At 68.7% G+C, this 20,622-nt stretch carries 15 protein-coding genes; 13 read left to right on the top strand and 2 right to left on the bottom strand.

Annotation, left to right across the window (positions count from 1 at the left end):
• Positions 1-502: 502 nt before the first annotated feature.
• The 4 genes from QCZ28_RS11950 (at position 503) to QCZ28_RS11935 (ending at position 6,874) form a co-directional block, all read left to right on the top strand.
• Positions 503-1,933 (top strand): glycoside hydrolase family 43 protein, encoded by a 1,431-nt coding sequence (locus QCZ28_RS11950; protein WP_279516707.1) that lies wholly within the window; start codon positions 503-505, stop codon positions 1,931-1,933.
• A gap of 41 nt (positions 1,934-1,974) precedes the next feature.
• On the top strand, positions 1,975-3,789 hold the full coding sequence (locus tag QCZ28_RS11945; protein ID WP_279516706.1) for a family 43 glycosylhydrolase: 1,815 nt from the start codon (positions 1,975-1,977) through the stop codon (positions 3,787-3,789).
• Between the two features lie 232 nt (positions 3,790-4,021).
• Positions 4,022-4,414, top strand: a complete 393-nt coding sequence (locus tag QCZ28_RS11940) for a hypothetical protein (RefSeq protein ID WP_279516705.1) — start codon at positions 4,022-4,024, stop codon at positions 4,412-4,414.
• A 471-nt stretch (positions 4,415-4,885) separates the two neighbouring features.
• Positions 4,886-6,874, top strand: a complete 1,989-nt coding sequence (locus QCZ28_RS11935; RefSeq protein ID WP_279516704.1) for an alpha-L-fucosidase — start codon at positions 4,886-4,888, stop codon at positions 6,872-6,874.
• Between the two features lie 307 nt (positions 6,875-7,181).
• Here the strand turns inward: QCZ28_RS11935 and QCZ28_RS11930 are convergent, their stop codons facing one another.
• Positions 7,182-8,003, bottom strand: coding sequence for a substrate-binding domain-containing protein (locus tag QCZ28_RS11930; protein ID WP_279516703.1), 822 nt, complete (start codon positions 8,001-8,003; stop codon positions 7,182-7,184).
• A gap of 678 nt (positions 8,004-8,681) precedes the next feature.
• On the opposite strand from QCZ28_RS11930, the gene QCZ28_RS11925 reads away from it, so the two are divergent.
• The 8 genes from QCZ28_RS11925 to QCZ28_RS11890 all read left to right on the top strand — a co-directional run bounded on the left by QCZ28_RS11925 (position 8,682) and on the right by QCZ28_RS11890 (position 17,593).
• Complete coding sequence (locus tag QCZ28_RS11925) at positions 8,682-9,881, top strand: extracellular solute-binding protein (RefSeq protein WP_279516702.1); 1,200 nt, start codon at positions 8,682-8,684, stop codon at positions 9,879-9,881.
• Positions 9,878-11,002: an ABC transporter ATP-binding protein gene (locus QCZ28_RS11920; protein ID WP_279516701.1), complete on the top strand. Its 1,125-nt coding sequence runs from the start codon at positions 9,878-9,880 to the stop codon at positions 11,000-11,002. Before QCZ28_RS11925 ends, QCZ28_RS11920 begins: the two co-directional genes overlap by 4 nt.
• Positions 10,999-11,943 carry an ABC transporter permease subunit gene (locus QCZ28_RS11915; protein WP_279516700.1) on the top strand — a complete coding sequence of 315 codons (945 nt, stop codon included), beginning with the start codon at positions 10,999-11,001 and terminating at the stop codon, positions 11,941-11,943. Before QCZ28_RS11920 ends, QCZ28_RS11915 begins: the two co-directional genes overlap by 4 nt.
• Positions 11,940-12,830 carry an ABC transporter permease subunit gene (locus QCZ28_RS11910; protein ID WP_279516699.1) on the top strand — a complete coding sequence of 297 codons (891 nt, stop codon included), beginning with the start codon at positions 11,940-11,942 and terminating at the stop codon, positions 12,828-12,830. The genes QCZ28_RS11915 and QCZ28_RS11910 overlap by 4 nt, the downstream gene beginning before the upstream one ends.
• A 40-nt stretch (positions 12,831-12,870) precedes the next feature.
• A complete protein-coding gene (locus tag QCZ28_RS11905) occupies positions 12,871-13,986 on the top strand; it encodes a Gfo/Idh/MocA family oxidoreductase (protein ID WP_279516698.1) in 1,116 nt (371 codons plus the stop codon).
• Positions 13,983-14,909, top strand: coding sequence for a PmoA family protein (locus tag QCZ28_RS11900; RefSeq protein ID WP_279516697.1), 927 nt, complete (start codon positions 13,983-13,985; stop codon positions 14,907-14,909). Before QCZ28_RS11905 ends, QCZ28_RS11900 begins: the two co-directional genes overlap by 4 nt.
• Complete coding sequence (locus QCZ28_RS11895; protein ID WP_279516696.1) at positions 14,903-15,622, top strand: cupin domain-containing protein; 720 nt, start codon at positions 14,903-14,905, stop codon at positions 15,620-15,622. Before QCZ28_RS11900 ends, QCZ28_RS11895 begins: the two co-directional genes overlap by 7 nt.
• 198 nt (positions 15,623-15,820) lie before the next feature.
• Entirely contained in the window at positions 15,821-17,593 is a 1,773-nt protein-coding gene (locus QCZ28_RS11890) for a hypothetical protein (protein WP_279516695.1), read from the top strand.
• Between the two features lie 319 nt (positions 17,594-17,912).
• Here QCZ28_RS11890 and QCZ28_RS11885 read toward each other — a convergent pair whose 3' ends face one another.
• Entirely contained in the window at positions 17,913-18,113 is a 201-nt protein-coding gene (locus QCZ28_RS11885) for a recombinase family protein (protein ID WP_279516694.1), read from the bottom strand.
• 195 nt (positions 18,114-18,308) lie between these two features.
• On the opposite strand from QCZ28_RS11885, the gene QCZ28_RS11880 reads away from it, so the two are divergent.
• Positions 18,309-20,570 carry an alpha-L-fucosidase gene (locus tag QCZ28_RS11880; RefSeq protein WP_279516693.1) on the top strand — a complete coding sequence of 754 codons (2,262 nt, stop codon included), beginning with the start codon at positions 18,309-18,311 and terminating at the stop codon, positions 20,568-20,570.
• The last annotated feature ends 52 nt before the right edge of the window (positions 20,571-20,622 follow it).

Genomic DNA, 20,622 nt, shown 5'->3' with positions numbered 1-20,622 from the left:
GGCGGGCGGTGCCGGGTGACGACCCGCAGGACCATGACGGTCGTCGGCGGGCTCCTGGTGAAGGGCGCCTCCTGCCCGTCAGCCAGGGGCCAACCGAATGGTGACGACAACGGACTGGCCTCGCACCGAGATCGCCGGCATCCCGGTCGGCGGCATCGGATCTGGGTGAAGCGGGATCTCAGCCGCCGACGTGGACCGGCAGGACCGGGCGGACGGCTGGTTTGAGAGCGATAACATCGGGTCATCGGCCGGCCGCGTTGCTTCAACTGCCGCTGCCAGCAGCTTTTTTGACAATTGCAGTTCCGTGTTTGTCAAATCTTGACGAAAGTCGATGTTATCGCTCACAGTTGTGCCGCGCGGGTCGGGCTGTGCTTGCGGTCGAGGCGCGGCAGGGTGCACCCACGCGCGGCGACAGCACTCTCACCCGACCCGGTCCGACGGCCGTCCGTCGGGTTCGGTGGCCCTGCCCGGCCGGCGAAACCCGTCCTGAGAGGAGATACCCATGCCCGGGAAGTCTGTGGCGCGAGGACCCAGACGAGGATCGAGGCCACTGCGCGCGTCAGCGCTCGCGGTGGCGATGGCGCTGATGGCCGCGCTCGCGGCGGTGGTCGTCACCCCCGCGCCCGCGATGGCCGCCGACTCCGCCTACGTGATGGCGTACTTCAAGGAGTCCGTCAGCGGGGCCGGCAATGTCAACAGCGTCCACCTGGCGGTGAGTTCCGACGCGTTGGAGTGGACGCCCCTCAACAACAACCAGGCGATCCTGACGCCGACGGTCGGTACCCGGGGGATCCGTGACCCCTTTCTGTTCCGACTCAACGACGGCACCTGGGTGCTGGCGGCCACCGACATCCCCGTCGGGGGTAACTTCTGGGCCCCGAACCCGAACATCCACATCTGGACTTCGCCCGACCTGGTGAACTGGTCGTCGGATCGCCTGCTCAACATCAACTGGCCCAACCCGAATTCATTCACCTGGGCCCCGTCGATCTACTGGGACGCGTCGCGCGGCCAGTACGCGATCACCTACTCGACCGTCCCGGCCGGCTACAACTACTCGGTGATCATGGTCGTCTACACGGCCAACTTCACCACTGTCACCTCGCCCATGGTCCTCTTCGACGGCGGTCCGAGCGGTGTCATCGACTCGCACATCGTCACCGGCGTCAACGGTATGAACTATCTCTATTACAAGAGCAACTCTCCCTCCACCCTGCACGGTGCCCGGTCGACCTCGCTCAACCCCGGCAGCTTCGTCCGCTACACCAACGGCACCGGCGGCGGATGCATCGAGGCGCCGACGCTGGTCAAGTCGCTGAGCTCGTCGACGTGGTGGCTGTGGGGCGACACGTTCTGTCCGAACAGCGTGTTCCTCGCCTGGCAGGGCGACATCGTCGCGGGCACCTGGACGGCGGTGAACCAGCGCAACTACACGCCCCCGCTCAATGCCAAGCACAACTCGATCCACCCGATCAGCGCCACCGACCGCACGAACCTGCTCAACCGCTACGGCGGCACCACCCAGTGGAACCGCATCAAGTCCTGGAGCACCCCCGGGTCGTACGTCCGCCACGCCGACGGGGTCGGCCGCGTTGACGCGATGCCGTTCGACCCGTACCAGGATTCGCAGTGGCGGCTCGTGCCGGGACTCGCGGACCCGGCCGGGGTGTCGTTCGAGTCGGTCAACCAGCCCGGACGGTACCTACGGCACTCGAACTACAGCATGGTGCTCGCGGCCAACGACAACACCGCGCTCTTCCGCGCCGACGCGACTTTCTACCGGGTCGCCGGCCTGGCCAACTCGGGCTGGTCGTCGTTCCGCTCGTACAACTTCCCCACCAGGTACCTGCGGCAGCAGGGAAACCAGCTCTACATCCACGAGATCACCACCGCTACCGAGCGGGAGAACGCGACCTTCCGGGTCGGCTACTGACCGCACCTGCGGCCCCCTCACACCACCACCAGGAGATGACGATGGCAGTCCCAACCCCACCTGCGGCCAGGGCCCGGATCAGACGCGCCGGCGCCTGGCTCGTGAGCCTGTTCCTGATCGCGACGCTGCTCCCGGGAAGCCCGGCCCACGCCGACAACCCGATCGTGCAGACGATCTACACCGCTGACCCGGCGCCGCTGGTGCACGACGGTCGGGTGTACCTCTACACCGGGCATGACGAGGACGGTTCGACGTACTTCACGATGAAGGACTGGCGGGTGTTCTCCTCGGCGGACATGGTCAACTGGACCGATCACGGTTCGCCGATGAGTCTGGCCACGTTCTCCTGGGCCGAGTCCGACGCGTGGGCCGGTCACGTCGCGGCCCGCAACGGGAAGTTCTACTGGTACGTGCCGGTGAAGCAGCGCGGTGGCGGCATGGTGATCGGCGTCGGCGTCGCCGACAGCCCCACCGGCCCGTTCCGCGACGCGATCGGCCGCCCGCTGCTCGGCAACGGTGAGATCGACCCGAACGTGATGATCGACGATGACGGGCAGGCGTACCTCTACTGGGGCAACCCCAACCTGTGGTACGTCAAGCTCAACGCCGACATGATCTCCTATTCGGGCAGCCCGACGAAGATCCCGCTGACCACCGCCGGGTTCGGCACCCGCAACGGCAACGCGAGCCGGCCCACGCTGTACGAGGAGGCCCCCTGGGTCTACAAGCGCAACGGGCTCTACTACAACGTGTTCGCCGCCGAGTGCTGTGGTGAGTTCATCGCCTACTCCACCGCGCCCACGCCCACCGGGCCCTGGACCTATCGGGGGACGGTCATGCCGCGTCAGGGTGCCAGCTTCACCAATCATCCGGGCGTCGTCGACTTCAACGGCGGGTCGTACTTCTTCTACCACAACGGGGCCCTGCCTGGCGGCGGCGGCTTCACTCGCTCGGTGGCGGTGGAGAAGTTCACCTACCGGAGTGACGGCACGATCCCGAGCATGAACATGACCACGGCCGGGGCGCCGCAGGTCGGCACGTTGAACCCGTACGTGCGTCAGGAGGCCGAAACCATCGCCTGGTCCTCCGGGGTCGAGACGCAGCCCGCCAGCGGCGGCACGCAGAACGTGTGGTCGATCAACAACGGCGACCACATCAAGGTCAAGGGCGTGGCGTTCGGTGCCGGCGCGGCCTCGTTCACCGCCCGGACCGCGTCCGCCGCCAGCGGCGGCACGATCGAGGTACGCCTGGACAGCACCAGCGGGCCCCTGGTCGGCACCTGCCGGGTGTCGGGCACTGGCGGCTGGCAGACCTGGGCGAACACGTCGTGCGCGGTGACCGGCGCGACCGGCACCCGCGACCTCTACCTGCGCTTCACCGGCGGCGGCGGTGACCTGTTCAACCTCGACTGGTGGCAGTTCGCCACCAGCAGCACTCCCGCCACGTCCTACCGCGTCACCAACCGCAACAGCGGCCAGGTCATCGACGTGCAGTCGCCCAACCTGAACGACCTGGCCGTCATCGGCCAGTGGACCAGCAACGGCAACCCCTGGCAGCAGTGGCGGTTCAACGACGCCGGCAACGGCAACGTCACCCTGCAGAGCGTCAACAGCGGCAAGTGCGCGGACGTGCGCGACTTCTCGACCGCCGACGGCGCGCAGATCGTCCAGTACAGCTGCCACGGTGGGGCCAACCAGGTGTTCACCTGGCGTTCGACCGGCGACGGCTACTACCAGTTGGTCAACCTCAACAGCAACAAGTGCCTCAACGTGGTCGGCGGCTCGACCACCCCGGGCGCCGCCCTGGAGCAGCGGACCTGCGCCTCTGCGGCCAGCATGCAGTGGTCCCGCGCCTGACAGTCGGCGACCCGCCTCCGGCGGGGCCGGCGTCCATAGGCCGCGCCGGCCCCGCCGGAACGAACCCGGCTACTGTCCTCCGCTACTTGCGGTAGCGAAGGGCGCATCGCCCGGGTGATGTGATCTTCGTAGACCAACCGGGCACCCAGCAGGCGCCAGCCTGGCGACGGGTTGCCGCCGCGGCGTACGCGACGCCCTGCTCGGCGCGGCCGTCGCGACGTTGATCCGCGTCATGACGGCCGTCGGGCGGCCGGGGGAGATCCTCTGCCGCCCGACGACCCGGCTCGACGCGCTGGCCGCCGGAGCGGCGTTCACGCTGGTACTGGTGCGCCGCCGGTCGCCGTTGCCCGTCTCGCCGCTGCCCGTCTCGGCCCTGCTCGCCGCCGTCCCCGCGGGCGGCCAACCTCCGGCCCTCCTCCTGGTGACCGCCGTCGCCGCCTACACCGTCGCGACGCACACCTGCGGCGATGACGGGAATGTTAACGCTAATGTCGATGATTGGTGTGGCGTACACATAGGCGCCTGTCGACGTTGTGTTCGGCGGTCGTCGATGGCATCGGATGGATTGCAGGTGACGAAGTGGCCCGCGGCCTGGGTCACCTCCGCGTGCGTGGAGTGGCATTGATGTTAATACGTAATACCTCTGACCAGTTGTGATCACACCTCTACGCGTCAGACCCGACGATTGGTGGCGGCGTGGCGAGCGAAGCCGACGACGGAGAGGTGGATGCTGCGGGCTACTTCTCGCGGGCTCTTGATGGGACTAAGAAATCTCCTATTGACATCGACGTTCATTCGACTGTTACATAAGGACGTCGAGCTCATGTTAGCGATAACAGGGCAGTAGCGAGTCGGTGATTCGGCGGTTACGGCGGCCCAGCGGGCGTCCGGGCCGCGGCCAGTCACCGGCGGTGGACACCCGGCGCAGCCCAACGAATGCAGGTGTTACCTCGGATGCTGGCCAGCTCTGGTCACGCCTGCGCAGCGAAGCGAACGTGCCCCCAGCCCCGGTGCCAGAGGTCGCAGCGGAGGCGCGCCGACGAAAGACCCGCGGCCCCGTCGGTCCGTGGGCGGACCACGAGAAGGGATGTCATCGATGAATCCAACCTCTCCGCATCTCAACCGGCGACGGCTGTTGGCCGCCGTCGGGCTCACCGGCATCGCCACGGCCACCGGACTGTCCCGGATGAGGCTGGCCCTGGCCACCGAAGGGCCGCAGAGCTACACCCCGACCTGGGCGTCGGTCGATCAGCACCCGCCGGCCGCCCAGTGGTTCCAGGACGGCAAGTTCGGCATCTACTACCACTGGGGGGTGTACAGCGTCCCCGCCTTCGCGAACGAGTGGTACCCGCGCAACATGTACAACAACGGCTCAGGCGAGAACAACCACCACAAGAGCGTGTACGGCGACCCGGCGGCGTGGCCGTACCACAACTTCATCAACGGGGCCCGCGACAAGGCCGGCAACTGGGTGCAGTTCGCGCCCCAGCTCAAGTCGGCCGGCGGCAACTGGGACCCCAACGAGTGGGCGCAGCTCTTCGTCGACGCCGGGGCCAGGTTCGCCGGGCCGGTGGCCGAGCACCACGACGGCTTCTCGATGTGGAACAGCCAGGTCAACGAGTGGAACTCGGTGGCCCGGGGACCACGTCTGGACCTGCTGCGGTTGCAGGCGGACGCCATCCGGGCCAAGGGCCTCAAGCTCTGGGTGTCCTTGCACCACGCGTTCAACTTCACGGGCTTCTTCCAGTGGGCTCCGGCCCAGTCCGACGCCAGCCTGAAGAAGCTCTACGGCCAACTCGGCTCCACAGCCGAATATCAACTGTGGTACGACAAGCTGCGCGAGGTCATCGACGGCTATCAGCCGGACCTCATCTACCAGGACTTCGACCTGTCCAAGATCCCGGAGCAGTATCGGCTGAACTTCCTGTCGTACTACTACAACAAGGCGGTCGCTTGGAACAAGGACGTCGTCGCCACCTACAAGGACGGCTTCAACAACCGCGGTGAGGTCTACGACTTCGAGCGCGGCGGCCCGGCGGCCATCCAGACCCCGTACTGGCTGACCGACGACAGCGTCTCCAGTTCGAGCTGGTGCTACACCCAGGGCATCGGGTACTACTCCACCAAGTCCCTGATGCACGCGCTCATCGACCGGGTCAGCAAGAACGGCACGATGGTGCTCAACATCGCGCCGATGGCCGACGGCACTATCCCGTCCGGCCAGCGCACGATCCTGCAGGGATTCGGTGACCACCTGCGCCGGTTCGGGGAGGCGGTTTACTCCACCCGGGCCTGGTCGGTCCACGGCGAGGGCCCCACCCAGATGGGCGGCGGTTCCTTCCAGACCCCCCGCGAGGGCACCGGGCAGGACATCCGCTTCACCCGCAGCAAGGACAACACCGTCCTGTACGCCACGGTGCTCGGCTGGCCGGGCGGCACCCTGAACATCACCACGCTGGGCGCGAACCGGATCAACCTCAGCACCCTGACGTCGGCACGGCTGCTCGGCTCGACGGCCGGCACCTACATCGACCTGCCCAACCGCACCCAGGACGGCTCCGGACTGCGCCTGACCATGCCGTCGACCACCGCACCGTTCAGCGCCCTGGCGTACGTGGTGAAGCTGACCTTCTCCGGCCAGATTCCCGCGCTCGGCACCGGGCCCACTCCCACCGGCTACGTGAAGATCGCCAACGGAGCGACCGGCCTGGTGCTGGACAGCGGCGGGAGCGTCGCCTCGGGCTCGGTGGTGAAACAGTGGAGCGACGGCAGCAGCTCCAACCTGCAATGGCAGCTGATCGACGCGGGCGGTGGCTATTACCGGATCGTCAACCGCACCAACGGCATGGTCGTGGACAGTTGGGGCAACACCGCGAACGGGGCCAGCGCCCTGCAGGCGCCGTGGAACGGTGGAAACAACCAGCAGTGGCGGCTCAACAGCGTGGGCAGCGGCCGTTACCAAATCATCAACCGGGGGACCGGCACGGCGCTGGACGGCATGGGTAATGCCACCTCCGGCTCCACGGTGGCGATGTGGGCGCCGAACAGCAGCGCCAACAACCAGTGGATCATCACCGCCATCTGAGCCCGCCGGTCTCCTCAGGCGGTGGGCCCAGCATGCGCAGCTCGTTGTCGATGACCCTGGTCGGTGGCGCATGTGGGAACACGGGTGGTCACGCGGCCGCCACCCGAACACCGGTCCGAGCCGGCCAGCGCCTGGCCCGGGCTGAGCAGGACCCTGCTCGGCCCGGGCCGCCGCGGTGGAGGCACGGCGTGAGCGTGAGCGAGCTTGGCGTCGCGGGGTGCTCGCTCCCACGACGGTCCTCAGAGATTGGCCCCGACGCCCCGCCGAGGCCGCTCCACCGCGACCAGCCGGGTGTCGACGGTCGGGTTCAAACGGGCGGCGGGGCATCCGGCGCCGGGCCGGTGGATTCGCGTAGTACCAGGTGGCTGAAGTCAGAGGGGGCCGGAAGGCTTGCCGGGGCCTCGCCGCGAAGTAGGGCGAGGAGCCGCCCCATCGCCTCCCGGCCCTGCCGTTCCCGATCGATGCTGACGGTCGACAGCGCGGGCCGCATGAACCGGCCGATCTCCTCATCGTCCCAGCCGACGACACTGACCTGCCCGGGCACGTCGACCTGCATACTCTGCAGGCCCTGGATGATCCCGAAGGCCACCCGGTCGTTGGCGGCCAGCACGGCGGTGGCCCCGCACCGGGCTATCACCGTGGTGGCGGCGTCCCAGCCGGACCGGACGGTCCAATCGCCCTCGACAACCGCACAGGAGGTGAGGCCGAGTTGCGCAACGGTCGTCTCGTACACCATGCGGCGGTTGCGCGCGGAGGTCCACAGGTCGGAGCCGGCCACGTGGACGAAACGTCGGTGCCCGTCGGCGGCCAGCCGGCGGACGATCTGGGCCATCGTTGAGGCATCCGCCAGTAGACCCTGCGCCCGCATGTTGTCGTCATATTCGCCCTCGACCAGCACCGGCACCGTAAAGGAGGTCAGGTCGACGCCCGCCATCCCGGTACTGAGCGGGGTGAAGGACAGGATGCCGTCCACATTCTCGGGGTGCAGCAAGGTGCGCATCCGCTCGGCCCTGGCCGACGCATCTCCCTCGAGCCCGACCACGTCCAACAGGTAGCCGGACTCGTGGGCCACGTCGGCGGCGCCGTTGAGCAACCGAGTCGGTACGTAGTCGGCGGGTCCGGGCAGCACGACGGCGACCCTGCCCGACCGCCGGGTCCGCATCGATCTCGCGGCGAGGTTCGGCCGGTAGTTGAGCAGCTCGATGGCCCGCGTGACCTTCTGCACCGTCTGGGGTTTGAGCCCTCCCTGGCCCTTGAGGAACCGGGACACCGTCTGGTGGGAGACCCCGGCGACGCGGGCGACCTCATGGATCGTGGCGGCCTTCCCGGTAGGACCGTCCGACGCGGCATGCCCGATAGCCATCTCTCTCATTCCCCCTGGTGGGCGGCGGTGATCGATCGACGTTGACAAGAAAGTGATCGATCACTATCGTCAATCCAACATAGATTCCAGTCTAATTTTTCTGCGGTAACTCGACACATTCGCCAGTGGCTGGTCGGTGATGGTTGCCGTCCGTTGGCAGGGTACTGCGCTCGGTTCCGTCGCGCTCGGACCCGGCGTGGCCGCCTCGCTTCGACACGGCTGGAACTCCGGGCGGCACTCGTGCCCCACCCTGGCCGGATTGGCGTCCGGTGGATCCACGGGCGGGCCGCCGACCTGGTCCCGGGTGGTTCATGTCGCAACCCATGGCCAACGGGGCCGGCCCGCGTCGGGTGTGTCGCGTGTCCGTCGCACCGCCGTGCGCCGACGTCCGTCGGCGGCCATCACCGGCACCGCCTCCCCATATCATCACCAGGAGGACCGCCCATGACGAGTTCCCGTCCCGCCGCGCTCCTGACCGTCCTCGCCTTCGTGGTCACGGCCGTTACCGGCTGTGCCGCTCCAGAACGTGCCCCGGTCACGGCGCCCCCGACCACCGTGCCGGACCTGCCGTCCGAGCCGGTCGAACTACGGATCCTGGACGTGTCCGGGGTTCTTGCCCTGACCAAGCCGATCATCGAGAACTTCGCCAAGGAACATTCGCAGTTGGTGTCGTCGGTACGGTACGAGAGCGGTACCCCTAGCGACGTGGTCGGCAAGCTCTACGCCCAGCAGCAGTCGGGCAACGTCACCGACGATCTGGTGCTCACCGGCACCGAGGGACTGTCCCTGCTTGCCAAGCAGCAGACCGTCGTACCGCTGCTGCCCGGCTATGCCTCCGCCCTGCCCGATCCCGCCACCGTGATGACGCCGGCCGCCCGGCAGCTGCAGGACGCCCTGGCGGGCAACGGTATGATCATCTCCGGTCAGCCGGACGGCCCGGTGCTTGCGTACAACACCCGGACGGTCCCGAATCCGCCGAAGACCGCGCAGGACCTGCTGGCCTGGGCAAAGGCCCATCCGGGCCGGTTCGGGTACGCGGCCGTACCAACCGGCAGCGGGCCGGCCAACCAGTTCACCGACGCGCTGCCCCACATGCTCGGCGACACGAATCCGGCCGACCCGTCGACCTGGACGAAGACCTGGGCGTATCTGGAGGAACTGAACAGGTACACGGCGCCTTACGCCACCAAGACCGTCGACACCTTCGACGCGCTCGCCAAGGGATCACTCGACATCGCGGTGAGTGAGACCGGATTCGACGTCCAGATGAAGGCCAAGGGTGTACTCGGCAGCCACTTCGCCCTGCAGGCCTTCGACAACCCGTACACGATCGAGGTGGCGCAGTGGGCCGCCGTGCCGAAGGGCGTCGATCCGGCTCGCCTGGCCGTCGCGCTGGCCCTGATCACGTACCTGCTGCAGCCCCAGCAGCAGGCGCTGACGATTCCGTTCCGCGCGGCCTTCCCGGTCCAGGGCGTGGACCTGTCGATGGCTCCCGCGGACGCGCGGACGCGGTACCAGCAGTTCGGGAGCCCCGATTTCAACAAGCGGCTCCTGGCGACGGCGCAGGTCCGTAACCCCGTGGTCGGCGACCACGTACAGGCCAAGTACGACATCTGGAACAAGCTGATCGGCTCGAAGAAATGACCGGTGAGCACAGCGCCGGTGGTGCGCTGCGGATCCGCGCCCTGCGCCGCGAGTTCGGCTCGTTCACCGCGTTGGAAGGCCTCGACCTCGACGTGCCGGCTGGAGAGTTCGTGGCGCTGCTGGGGCCGTCCGGTTGCGGGAAGTCGACGGCGCTGAACCTGCTGGCCGGGCTGCTCGAACCGACGACCGGCACCATCAGCCTCGATGGCCGGCGCATCGACCGGCTGCCACCGGAGAAGCGCGGCATCGGCATGGTCTTCCAGAACTACGCGCTCTTCCCGCACCTGACCGTGGCCGACAACATCGCCTTCGGCCTGCGGATGCGCGGGTGCCCGAAGCCCGAACGGGGCGAGCGGGTCTGGCGGGCTCTCGACCTCGTACGGCTGCGGGCCCAGGCCGACAGGTATCCCCGCCAGCTCTCCGGAGGCCAGCAGCAACGGGTGGCGATCGCCCGCGCCGTCGTCGTCGAACCGCGCCTGGTCCTGATGGACGAGCCCCTGTCCAACCTTGACGCGAGCCTGCGGTTGGATCTGCGCACCGAGATCAGGTCGCTGCATCAGCAGCTCGGCCTGACCACGATCTACGTGACACACGACCAGGTCGAGGCGCTGTCCCTGGCCGACCGGCTGGTGGTGCTCCGCGACGGGGCGGTCCAGCAGGTCGGCACGCCCGCCGAGGTGTACGAGCGGCCGGCCAACGCGTTCGTGGCCGCGTTCGTCGGCTACCGCAACAGCGTGCCGGGGGAGCTGACTGCCGGGGTGGTCGACGCCGGTCCCGTCGCGCTACGGATCGACGACCCCGCAAGCGGCCTGCCGGAGCAGGGCAGCGTCGTCGCGATGATCCGACCCGAGGACCTGCTGATCACCCGAGAACCCGCAGGCGGCACGGGGAACGAGCTGCCGATCGACGTGCGCGTGTGCGAGTACCAGGGCCGGACCTTCGCCGTCGAGGGGACCGGTCCCGGCGGCCGCCTGCTGCACGGTCGGTCGGACCAGCCGTTCCGGCCCGGCGAACGGGCGGTCGCCGTCGTCGCGCCGGATCGGATCCGGACCTTCCCCGCACCGGCGGAGGCAGCGCCGGCCACCGACCGTGCCCTGCTGGTCGGCCGGGAGCCGTCGTGAGGGCGGGCGGGCACTCCGGAGCCACCGCCGCCGGTCCCGACCACGCCGAGGCGTACCGGCTCACCTGGCGGGACCGGGCCCGCCAGCGGGGCGTCATACCGACGCTGTGGCTGGCCGTACCCGGTGTGGTGTTCATGGCCGTGTTCTTCGTCTATCCACTGGGCTACGGCGTCGGGCTGTCCCTGCAGGGGGCGGACGGCTGGTACTCGGCCTATCACGATTTCTTCGCCGACCGGCTCGTGAACAACCACGGAAGCCGCGAGTCGATCCTGGTCACGCTGGAACTGGCGCTCGCCGCCTCGATCATCAACGTCGCGCTGGCGGTGCCGATCTCGTACCGCATGCGCGGGACGGTCCGGGCCAAGCGCACCATCATGGCGATCGTCCTGGTGCCCATGACCCTGGGCACCGTCTTCGTCGCCTCGGCGATGAAGGAGTTCCTCGGCCCGTCCGGCTGGCTCAACCGGGCGTTGCTGAACACCGGGGTGATCGACCAGCCCCTGCAACTGGTCGGGAACTTCACCGGGGTGCTGCTGTCGTTGGTGTTCACCGGGCTGCCCTTCGCGTTCCTGCTGATGGTCGGCTACACCTCCGGCATCGACCCCAGCCTGGAGCGGGCCGCGGCGGTCTGCGGTGCGCGTCCCGCCCAGCGGTTCTGGCTGGTGACCTTCCCGCTGCTGCTGCCCGGGATGACGATCACGTTCTGCCTGTCGTTCGTGCTGGCGTTCGGAGTGTTTCCTTCCGCCACACTGGTGGGTAACGACGCCGGCCCGACCCGCGTGCTCTCGAAGATCGCCTACACCGAGTACAGCTACGGGCACTACCCGACCGCGTCCGCCGCCGCCGTGATCATGGCGGTCGTCCAGCTGGCCGTCCTCGGCCTCGTGCTCTGGGGGCGTGGTCTGTTCCACCGAGGGCCGACCAGCGGGGGCAAGGGATGACCGACGTCGCCGTCACGTCCGCCGAGGAAACCACTGCCACGCTCCCCGAAGCCGGACGCCGGCCCATCCGTCACACGCTCACCGGCGCGATCACCTGGGGCGGGCTCTGGCTCTTCGTCGGTGGCCTGCTGCTGGCCGTGGCCACCGTCCTGCTCGCCTCGCTCACCGCGCAGCTCGCCGAAGGCTGGTTGCCGCGCGCCTACACCACCCGCTGGTACACGCAGTCGTGGGCCACCTTCGACCTGGGACAGCTGCTGGTGACCACGGTCGAGGTCGGGGTGACCGTCGTGGCGGTCACGCTGGTGGTCGCGCTGCCGACCGCGTACGTGCTGGCCCGGCTGACCTTCCCGGGCCGCAAGCTGCTTTTGTTGCTGTTCCTCGTACCGCAGGTGGTGCCCGTGATGACCTACGCGGTGCCGCTGGCGACCCTGGTCTACCGGCTGAGACTCAACGACACCCTGGCGGGGATCGTGCTGGTCAACCTGGTTCCCGCCATCCCATTCGCGGTCCTGGTGCTCATCCCGTTCGTGGAGCAGATCGATCCTCGCGTCGAGCAGGCGGCTCGGGTATGCGGGGCGACGAACCGACGTGTCTTCGTGCACATCCTCGGGCCGTTGCTGGTGCCCGGCCTGCTCGCGGCAGGTGTCCTGACCCTGGTCCGGGTGGTCGGCCAGTTCGAGCTGACCTTTCTCGTCTCCGGACCGGACAGCCAGACACTCGTCGTCGCGCTATACGGCGCGGCGGTCCAGGCCGGCGAGCTCGCCTCACAGGAGATCAACGCCATGGCGGTGGTCTACATGCTGACCACCCTCGCGCTACTGCTCGTCGCCCTGCGGTTCGTCGATCCGACCTCCGTGGCCGCCCGGGACCGGCGGTCCGGCCAGTGAACCCGTCGCCCTCGAACCAACCCTCTAAGGAGTCGGCCGCGTGACACGTCGAAACGAGCCCATCCGGGTGGCCGTGGTGGGGACCGGCGGAATCGCCACCGGTAGCCACCTGCCCGCCATCCAGGCCCACCGGGACCGGGTCGAACTCGTCGCCGCGGTCGACGCGGACCCGTCCCGGGCCGCGGAGTTCTGCGAGCTGGCCGGCATCACCGCCGGCTACACCGATCTCGACGAGATGCTCGCCGCGCGACAACCGGACCTGGTGCACGTGTGCACGCCACCGGCCGAACACATCGGGCAGATCGAAACAGTCCTCTCCGCCGGCAGTTGGGCCTGGGTGGAGAAACCACCGTGCCGCACGCTCGCCGAATTCGATCGGATTGCCGTGGCCGAGGAGACCAGCGGGGCGTACGCCTCGGTGGTGTTCCAACACCGGTTCGGCTCCGCCGCGCGGCACGCCGCCGCGCTGATCACGGCGGGTGAGTTGGGCCGACCGCTGCTGGCACAGTGCACGACCGCCTGGTACCGCCCGCCCGCCTACTTCGCCGTCCCCTGGCGCGGTAGCTGGGCGTCCGAGGGAGGCGGTCCGACCATGGGACACGGGATCCACCAGATGGACCTGCTGCTGACCCTGCTCGGGCCCTGGGAAGAGGTCACTGCACTCGCCGGGCGGCTGGACCGCGACGTCGAGACCGAGGACGTCTCGCTCGCCCTCGTCCGGTTCACCAACGGCGCGCTGGCCAGCATCACCAACAGCGTCCTGTCGCCCCGTGAGGAGAGCTACCTGCGGATCGACCTGACCGACGCGACAGTCGAACTCACCCACCTGTACGGCTACCGCAACAGCGACTGGACGTACACCGCCGCACCGGAGGTGGACGAGGACCGTCAGCGGCGGTGGCAGCCGCCGGAGGCCGACGTACCCAGCTCACACACGGCTCAGTTCTCGCTGTTGTTGGCGGCAATGCGGGCCGGTGTGCGGCCACCGGCCAGTGGGGCGAGCGCACGGCGCACCCTCGAACTCGTCACCGCCCTCTACCAGTCGGCCCTGACCGGCCGGTCGGTCCGACGGAGCGAACTGGTCCCGGAGAACCCGTTCTACCACGCCTTGCACGGCCACACGGCCGGCTGGGCGCCGGCGAGGAGCAGCGCATGACACCTGACCTCCCGGACGGCTCCGCGCTGCGGGTCCGGCACGACATCGGCACAGCCGTGACGGTCAGCGTGCGGCAGCAGGAACTGGTGTCGTACGTGTACGGCGCCGAAGCGGACCCGTGGGAGTGCCCGGCGCCCTTCTTCCACCCGATCCGTACCACCGCCGGGAACCTCGTTTCGGCGCACCGCCCGCACGACCACCGCTGGCACAAGGGCCTCGCGATGACGATCTCCCACCTGTCCGGGGACAACTTCTGGGGTGGCTACAGCTACGTGCGAGACGCGGGCTACCGCCGGCTGGACAACGTCGGCTCACTGCGACACCGCGCGTTCTCTCGGTTCGACGCCGAGGTCGACCGGCTCGACCTGACCGAGCAGGTGCACTGGCACAACGCCCGGGGCCGGCACTGGATCGAGGAGCGACGCGACATCGCCGTCCACGACGTCGACGCGGCGGCCGGCACCTGGGAGCTCACCGTCGCCACCGCGCTGACCAACGTCAGCGGCGCACGGCTGGAGATCGGCAGCCCGACCATCTTCGGCCGGGAGGCGGCCGGTTACAGCGGCTTCTTCTGGCGCGGACCACGGGACCTGACCGGCGGCACCATCCTGGCCGCAGGCGGCCTGGAAGGGCCGCAGGTGATGGGCCGGCGCGCGGCGTGGCTCGCCTACACCGGCACGCACGACGTCGTCGACGCGGCCTCGACCCTGGTCGTGGTCCCCGACCCGGCCGCCGAGGACAGCCCGCCGGTCTGGTTCGTCCGCAACGAGCCCTTCCCGGCGATCAATCCATCGCTGGCGTTCGCCGACGAGGTGACCCTGCCCGCCGGCACCACCCTGCGACGTCGGTACCGCGTCATGGTCGCCGACGGGACGTGGGACGCCGATCGCGTCGAGAAGTACCTGAAGGAGCATCCGTGGTGAATCTCCCAAACGGCATCGGCGTATCCGGACTCGAGGTCTACCCCTGGGCGGCGTCCGACGGCTGCCACGGAGGCTCGCCGCACCTGCACACGGCGTGCACCGAGGCGTACGTCGTCGTCGGCGGGCGCGGCGAGCTGCACACCCTGACCCCCGCAGGTCCCGGTACCACGCCGCTGCTGCCGGGCACCGTCGTCTGGTTCACCCCTGGGACGGTGCACCGGGCGGTCAACCTCGGCGACCTGCGGGTGGTGGTCATCATGGAGAACTCCGGGCTGCCGGAGGCCGGGGACGCCGTCCTCACCTTCCCGCCGGAGATTCTCGCGGACCCCGCCGCGTACGCCGAAGCCGCCAGTGTCGGGCCGGATCCCGCCACCTCCCCGGCGGCCGAGCGCCGCGCCCGCGACCGCCGTGACCTCGCGGTGCGGGGTTACCTCGCGATCCGGCGCGACCTGGCCGCCGGTGACCCCACGTCGCTGTGGAGCCTCTACCGCGCGGCGGTGTCGCTGACCGCGACCCGGACCGCGGCCTGGCACCGCATCCTCGACGCCGGTCCCGCCGCCTCCCTCCGCGAGGTCCGGCGTCGCCTGCGCTCCCTGGCCGACGGCTCGGGCGCGCACCTGGCCGAGGCGAACGTCCGCGTGCGGACGGTGCCCGAGCCCGACCAGCGGCCGTTCGGCATGTGCGGACGACTCAGCCCCTACCGAACGACCTGAACGCGGTCGCCGGCCCGCCGGTCCACTGGAACCACCACCACCGGTGCGGGCGCACCACCGCACTACGCACCGCCGCACCACGCACCGCCGCACCACGCACCACCGCACCGTGCACCGCCGCACGGTGCGCGTTCCGCCCGCGCGCCGGACCTCCGGCGACCGCGGCTCCCGTCCCCGGATCTTCCCAGGAGGAGATCGATGACATCCGTCAGAACAGGACGAACGTTCACCGCCGTCGCCGCCGGCATCCTCGTGGCCGCCGGCCTGGCCGCGGTCGAGGCCCCCGCGGCGCAGGCGGCGGCCACCAGCACCATCACGGTCGACTACGGCGCCGACCGGGGCCCGGCCACCCAGATCGCCAGCGGCTTCCTGCACGGAATCTCGGCGACCTCGCCCGCGCAGTATCTCGTGGACGGCGTGAAGGTCAGGTCGCTGAGAGGCGCCGACCACCACCCCAACCTGCCGAGCCTCTACGACACCGCGACGTACCAGCGGGTCTCCGCGACCGGCGCGAACCTGCGGGTCGGTCTCTACTACTACACGGCGAACCCGAGCAGCCCGTACCGCAGCTACCGCCCGGGCGACAACGGCAACTTCAGCACCTGGACGACCATCGTCAACGGCGTCATGTCCGAGGCGGAGCAGAAGGGCTACCAGGTCAATGCCTGGATTCCCTGGAACGAGCCGGAAGCGCAGTGGGGGAGCCGTTACACCACCACCTACTTCCAAGCCCACAAGGTGGCCTACGACGCGGTGAAGGCCCGCAACTCGTCGTACCGGGTCGAGGCTCCGGAGCTCAGCGCCTACAACTTCACCAAGCTGCAGCAGTTCCTTACCTACTGCCGCGACAACCGCTGCCTGCCCGACGTCCTGTCCTGGCACGAGCTGAACCCGACCACGACGGACGTGCCCGGCCACACGGCGCAGATCAGAAGCTGGATGCAGGCCAATGGCATCACCCCGATGCCGATCGCGATCACCGAGTACCAGGGCAGCAGCTACGGCAATCCGGACGCCTGGGCGGCGGGACCGAACGTCCGCTGGCTCGCGCAGTTCGAGCGGAGCGTTCCCAACGGTCTGGAGGACGCGTTGACCTCGGACTGGGACTACATCGGCGACGACAGCAACTTCATCGCCACGTTGGGCAACTCCGCCGACAAGGCGACCGGGACCCTACCCAAGGGTGTGTGGTGGAACTACAACACCTACAAGACCATGACCGGCCGGATGGTGAACGTCACCTCGTCATCGGCGACCACGGTCGACGCGCTCGGCTCGCTGGACACCGGGCAGCGCCGCGGCGTGCTCCTCATCGGTAATCAGACCGCCAGCGACCAGGATGTGTCGCTACGACTGAACAACGCGTCAGCGCTGGCGCTGTCCAACGTCGTCCGAGTGCGGGCGGAACGGATCAGCAACGCATCGACCCTCTCCGCGCCGACTGTCGTGTTCGACTCGGACGTGACGCTGGCCTCGAACGGCGCAACCGTCTCCCTCGGCACGCTGCCCGGTAACGCGGTGTACAAGGTCCTGGTCACCCCGGCCACGGCGAGCGCACCGGTCACCCGGTACGAGGCGGAGTCGCTGCCGATGACCGCCTCACCGGGCCTGGCCGGCCGGGCCTTCACCGAGGCCGGGGCCAGCGGCGGTGCGGCGGCCGCCCTGGACGGAACCGCCAGGGGTCAGTACCTCCAGTTCACCCTCCCGGTGAGCACCTCCGGCGTCTACGACCTGCGCGCGGTCGAAAAGCGCCTCACCAACCGGGCGTTCCACGCCCTCTACATCGACGGTGTCATGGTCGGCCCACCGCAGGACCAGTACGGGAACGTGGGCTACTACGGGACCGACTACGGAACGCTGTCGCTGTCCGCAGGCAACCACACAGTCCGGGCCGTTGCCGTCGGCAAGAACCCGAGCTCCAGCGGGTACGTTATGGTGTTCGACCGTTTCGACCTGGTCAGGGTCGGTTAGGGCTGTCCCCGGTCCCGAGCGGGTTGTCGGGTGGTGGGTCGACCGCGTTCCGGTCGACCCACCGCTCGCCAGCGGCTCGACCTGGTAGCGCTTCGCCAGGTCGAGCCGGGGACAGGTGGGCCGGATCCCGGTTGAACCGGGCGCTGGTGCGGTTCTGGGCACGGGCGACGAGGCCGGGGTGGGTGAACCCGTTCTGTAGCGGCACCGCTTCGTCTGGGGCGGAGGTATCGACCACCCTCTCCCTTCGGGACGCATTATTTCCCCACGAAGCGTGACTTCCCTTAGCGTTGCGGGCGGTTCCCGTTCCCTGCCGCCCGGTTTAGCGGGGGTTGGCCAGGGTCGCCGCGACTGTGGTGAGCATCCATTGGCGGCCGCTGCGGTGGGGGTTGCGTGCTGGGTCGGCGCCGAACGGGCATGGGGCGCCGTTGTCGTTGAGGGCGCGGGCGATGCTGGCCAGGCCGCCGTCGGCGAGCCGCTGCTCGAAGATCGACCGGGCCGGGCTGGCGGAGTTCCTGCGCATGGCAGCGTCGAAACCCAAGCCTAATACGTCTGATGTTTCAATTCTCTGACTGCATTGATCCTACCGATTCTCTGCGCTAAAAACATCAAATTGGACAATAATCGCATTGACAGCAAGTAATGGGAACGGTTAACGTCGGATCTTCCAGTTGCATGCCCCGCCGCCTGCCACCACCTTTCCCCTGGAGGGATTCCCATGTCCCGTCCCCCGATCACCCGTCGCACCCTGCTGTCCGCTCTCGGTGTGGGAGGAGCCGCCGCTGCCGTTGGCGCCAGTGGTCTGATCCGCGCGATCCCCGCCCGCGCCGCCATCCCCGGGCCGACCAACTACTCCGAGACCTGGGCGTCGGTCGGCCAACATCCCCCGGCCGCCGAGTGGTTCCAGGACGCCAAGTTCGGCATCTACTACCACTGGGGCGTGTTCAGCGTCCCGGCGTTCGCCAACGAGTGGTACCCGCGCAACATGTACAACTCCGGCTCGGGCGAGAACAACCATCACCGCAACACCTACGGCGACCCGTCGGCCTGGCCGTACCACAACTTCATCAACGGCGCGTACGACCGGTCCGGCCGGTTCGTGCAGTTCGCGCCGAAGCTGAGGTCGGCCGGCGGCAACTTCGACCCGGACGAGTGGGCGCAGCTGTTCGTCGACGCCGGCGCGAAGTTCGCCGGGCCGGTGGCCGAGCACCACGATGGCTTCTCGATGTGGAACAGCCAGGTCAACGAATGGAACTCGGTGGCCAAGGGCCCCCAGCTCGACCTGCTCCGCCTGCACACCGACGCTATCCGCGGCCGAGGGCTCAAGGTTCTGGTCGCGATGCACCACGCGTTCAACTTCACCGGCTTCTACCAATGGGCGCCGCAGCAGTCCGACCCCAGTCTGCGCAAGCTCTACGGGCAACTCGGCACCGCCGCGCAGGAGCAGCTCTGGTACGACAAGCTGCGCGAGGTCATCGACCAGGCCCAGCCGGACCTCATCTGGCAGGACTTCGACCTGAGACGGATCAGCGACGCGCAACGACTGAAGTTCCTGTCGTACTACTACAACCGAGCCGTCGCCTGGGACAAGGAGGTCGTCGCCACCTACAAGGACGGCCTGGAAAACGGCGGCACGGTCTACGACTACGAGCGCGGCGGGCCCGCCGAGATCCGCAACCCATACTGGCTGACCGACGACAGCATCAGCAGCTCCAGCTGGTGCTACACGGTCGGCATTGGCTACTACTCGCTGAACCAGATGCTGCACTCGTTGATCGACCGGGTCAGCAAGAACGGCACCATGGTCCTCAACATCGCGCCGATGGCCGACGGCACCATCCCGTCCGGCCAGCGCAGCATCCTGCTCGGCATCGGGGACTACCTCCGACGCTTCGGCGAGTCCGTCTACTCGACGCGCGCCTGGTCGGCGTACGGCGAAGGGCCGACCAAGATGGGCGGCGGCTACTTCGTGGCACCGGTCGCCGGCAACGCGCAGGACATCCGGTTCACCCGTACCAAGGACAACCGCATCCTGTACGCGACGATCCTCGGCTGGCCGGGCAGCACGGTGAACATCACCACGCTGTCGACGAACCGGATCAACCTCAGCACACTGACCGGGGTGCAACTCCTCGGGTCGACCGCCGGCAGTTACCTCAACCTGCCAACCCGTACCCAGGACGCCTCCGGGCTCCGGATCACCCTGCCGTCGTCGAGCGCGCCGTTCAGCGCACCTGCGTACGTGGTGAAGCTGACCTTCTCCGGCCCCATTCCCACCCTCGGTGGTGGCTCCACCCCGACGGCGGCGCTGGGGGTGTATGCCGACGTCGACTACGGCACCGGGGCTGCCCTCGCCGTCGGCAGCTACACCGCCGCCCAACTCCAGTCTGCCGGGATCGGGCTGCGCAGCGTCTCGTCGGTCCGGGTGCCGACCGGACACCAGATCATCGGGTACGCGAACGACAACTTCAGCGGCACCAGCTGGACGTTCAACGCCGACAACCCGGACCTGCGTAACACCGGCAACAACGACGCCATCGCCTCTCTGCGGGTGACCTTCAACCCCGCCACGTACCAACGCATCAGCAACGTCACCAGCAGCCTGGCGTTGGACGGCGGTGGCGCCACCGCCGCCGGGGCGCCGCTGAAACAGTGGAGCTGGGACAGCAGCACCAATCTCCAATGGCAGATCGTCGACCTGGGCACCGGCTACTACCGGATCGTCAACCGGACCACCGGCATGGTCATCGACGGCTACGGGCTCACCGCCAACGGGTCCGCAGCCCAGCAGGCGTCCTGGAGTGGCAGCAACAGCCAACAGTGGCAGATCACCGACCAGGGCAACCGGCGCTACCGCATCGCCAACCGGGCGACCGGGCTGGTGCTCGACGGCGGCGGCCAGGTCGCATCCGGCTCCCCGGTCAAACAGTGGAGCTGGGACAGCAGCACCAACCTGCTGTGGACCATCACCGCAGCCTGATTCCTCGCCCGTTTGGGATGTTGCTGGTGGGGCCGGGTGGACGAGGTGCGGC

This window comes from Micromonospora sp. DH14 (assembly GCF_029809455.1).
Classification (GTDB): Bacteria; Actinomycetota; Actinomycetes; order Mycobacteriales; family Micromonosporaceae; genus Micromonospora; species Micromonospora parva.
Note: the sequence above shows the minus strand (reverse complement) of the source record. Positions and strands in the feature narration are given on the sequence as shown.